General features: G+C 72.2%; 3 protein-coding genes. 2 read left to right on the top strand and 1 reads right to left on the bottom strand.

All coding sequences use genetic code 11. The features are described 5' to 3' along the window. Window positions 1-72: 72 nt before the first annotated feature. The gene (locus tag HTZ82_RS20135; protein WP_217624370.1) at window positions 73-918 is read right to left on the bottom strand and encodes an alpha/beta hydrolase; all 846 of its coding nucleotides are present in this window, start codon (window positions 916-918) and stop codon (window positions 73-75) included. A gap of 139 nt (window positions 919-1,057) precedes the next feature. Here HTZ82_RS20135 and HTZ82_RS20130 point away from each other — a divergent pair, with 139 nt between their 5' ends. Beyond that, window positions 1,058-2,212 carry an adenosine deaminase gene (locus tag HTZ82_RS20130; protein ID WP_175410823.1) on the top strand — a complete coding sequence of 385 codons (1,155 nt, stop codon included), beginning with the start codon at window positions 1,058-1,060 and terminating at the stop codon, window positions 2,210-2,212. Between the two features lie 138 nt (window positions 2,213-2,350). After that, window positions 2,351-2,677, top strand: a complete 327-nt coding sequence (locus HTZ82_RS20125) for an ATP-binding protein (protein ID WP_175410822.1) — start codon at window positions 2,351-2,353, stop codon at window positions 2,675-2,677. Window positions 2,678-2,717: the final 40 nt, after the last annotated feature.

The following is a 2,717-nucleotide window of genomic DNA, read 5'->3' as shown; positions in this document are numbered from 1 at the left end:
CCGGCGTTTGAGGAGCGGGGGTTCGGGGGCAGAGCCCCCGATTCGGGAAGGGGCGGGGTGGGGGAAAGACCCCTACGGACGCAGCGAGCGTCCGAAGCCCGCCGCCAGCGGCATGCGCAGCCCGATCGGCGGCGGCGCCGCGAACGCGTCCGCGACCGGCCGGGCGAACGGCCGCCCGAACAGCGAGCCCAGGACGAAGTCGGCGGCCAGTGACAGGACTTCGTCGTGGTGCTGGCGCAGCGCGTGCCCGTCCGAGTGCACCTCGAACCGGCACACATCCCGGTTGGCCTTCTTCGCGCGGGCCGCCAGCCGGTAGGACAGCTCCGGGTCCGTACGGGTGTCCATCGTCCCGTGCACCACCATCACCCGGCGCCCCGCCAACTGCCGCACCGGCTCCGGCTCGGCCGCCATGTCGTCCTCCGGCAGCCACGGCGCCAGCGCCAGGACGGACACCACCGCCGGATGCCCCGCCGCCCGCAGCGCCGCCCGCGCGCCCATGCCGTGCCCGGCCAGGCACACCGGGACGTCCCCGTGGCGCCGTACCACCTCCGCGACCGCCCACCCGGCGTCCGCCGCGAGCCGCGCGTCCGCGCCGTTCCAGCCGCGCCCCCGGTACCGCACCACATGCGCCGCGAGCCCCTCGTCCCGCCCCGCCCGCACGAGCCGGCGCGCCAGCGGCAGCAGCGCCGCCCGCGCCAGCGCCGACGCGCGGCGCGCCGACTCGGGCTCGCCGTCCGGAAGGAGCAGCACCACCCCGCCCACGGACGCCGCCGCCGAACCGGAACCCGAACCCGAACCCGAACCCGAACCCGAACCCCAAACCGAACCGGAACCCCTGACGGGACGCCCCAGCCGGGGCTCCCGTACACCACCCGGAACACCACTCGGACCGACGAGTGAGTGCAGTGCCAGTGCCATGGCAGAACAGTCTCAGAAGGAGAGATGTACGCCACCCGTACGGCCGGTCACTGTTGCGTATCGGCGTCACATGCCGGCCTGCTTCGCCAACTCGCGTCGCCACCGCGCTCTCTACGCGCGTAGGGGCTAGAGTTCGAAAATGACGAGCCAGAGCCTCACCACTCCCACCGCGGACCAGATCCGCCGCGCCCCGAAGGTCCTGCTCCACGACCACCTCGACGGCGGCCTGCGTCCCGGCACGGTCATCGATCTCGCCCTCGCCGGCGGCTACGACGCCCTCCCCGAGTCGGAGCCCGACAAGCTCGGCCTGTGGTTCCGCGAAGCCGCCGACTCCGGGTCCCTGGAGCGCTATCTGGAGACCTTCGCCCACACCTGCGCCGTCATGCAGACCCGCGAGGCCCTCTTCCGCGTCGCCGCCGAGTGCGCCGAGGACCTCGCCGAGGACGGCGTCGTGTACGCGGAGATCCGCTACGCCCCCGAACAGCACCTGGAGGGCGGCCTCACCCTCGACGAGGTCGTCACCGCCGTCAACGACGGCTTCCGCGAAGGCGAACGGCGGGCCCGCGCCAACGGCCACCGCATCCGCGTCGGCGCCCTGCTCACCGCGATGCGGCACGCCGCCCGCTCCCTGGAGATCGCCGAACTCGCCAACGCCCACCGGGACTCCGGTGTCGTCGGCTTCGACATCGCGGGCGCCGAAGCCGGCTTCCCGCCCACCCGCCACCTGGACGCCTTCGAGTACCTGAAGCGCGAGAACAACCACTTCACCATCCACGCGGGCGAGGCCTTCGGTCTGCCGTCCATCTGGCAGGCCCTCCAGTGGTGCGGCGCCGACCGCCTCGGCCACGGCGTCCGCATCATCGACGACATCCAGATCGCCGACGACGGCACCGTCACGCTCGGCCGCCTCGCCGCGTACGTACGCGACAAGCGCATCCCACTGGAGATGTGCCCCACCTCCAACCTCCAGACGGGCGCCGCGTCCTCCTATGCCGAGCACCCCATCGGCCTGCTGCGCCGTCTGCACTTCCGCACCACGGTGAACACCGACAACCGGTTGATGTCCGGCACCACCATGAGCCGTGAATTCGAGCGGCTGACCGAGGCGTTCGGCTACACACTCGACGACATCCAGTGGTTCACGGTCAATGCGATGAAATCAGCATTCATTCCTTTCGACGAAAGGCTGGCGATGATCAATGACGTGATCAAGCCGGGCTATGCCGAGCTGAAGTCCGAATGGCTGTTCACGCAGACCGCCGTGACCAGCGGATCCGCGACTCCGGGCGACTGAGGGCGGCTTCGGGGCGTGCTGCCGCGACGGCGGGGAATTGCATGACCCGGCCGTTTCGGGTGATTGCGGGCGGCGTCGCGCGCTGGCTAGTTTGCAGAGCCGCTCATTTCCCCCGAGTTCCCCCAAGGACGATTTTCGATGAAGCAGTCCGCTGCCAAGACCCTCGGTGTCGCCGCGCTCGGTGCCGCTTTCGCAGCCTCCGCCGCCGGCAGCGCCGCCGCGCTCACCTCCGTGCCCACCGGACCGGCCCTCGACACCGTCAGCGGCGCGCTGCCGGTCGCACAGGCCGCGGGCCAGCTCCCCGGCGGCGCGGGCGAGGCCCTCGGCCTCACTCAGGGCGTCGTCGAGACCGTCAGCAGCGCCGCCCCGAACGTTCCCGTCGACACCCCGGTCGACCCGGTCGTGGGCCTCCTCGGCGGGCTCCCCGTCGGCGGCAGCCTCCCGGCAGCCGGCCTCGGCGGCTGACGCCGCAGGACCCGGAGTCGTACGAAGGCGGTGGGCGCGC

The sequence above is a fragment of the Streptomyces sp. TRM64462 genome, from assembly GCF_013362995.1.
Taxonomy (GTDB): domain Bacteria; phylum Actinomycetota; class Actinomycetes; order Streptomycetales; family Streptomycetaceae; genus Streptomyces.
Note: the sequence above shows the minus strand (reverse complement) of the source record. Positions and strands in the feature narration are given on the sequence as shown.

What these genes read in the sequence shown, in the direction of transcription:
- HTZ82_RS20130 (WP_175410823.1), top strand. Translation starts at nt 1,058, where the DNA reads ATGACGAGCCAGAGCCTCACCACTCCCACCGCGGACCAGATCCGCCGC.
- HTZ82_RS20135 (WP_217624370.1), bottom strand. Translation starts at nt 918, where the DNA reads ATGGCACTGGCACTGCACTCACTCGTCGGTCCGAGTGGTGTTCCGGGT.
- HTZ82_RS20125 (WP_175410822.1), top strand. Translation starts at nt 2,351, where the DNA reads ATGAAGCAGTCCGCTGCCAAGACCCTCGGTGTCGCCGCGCTCGGTGCC.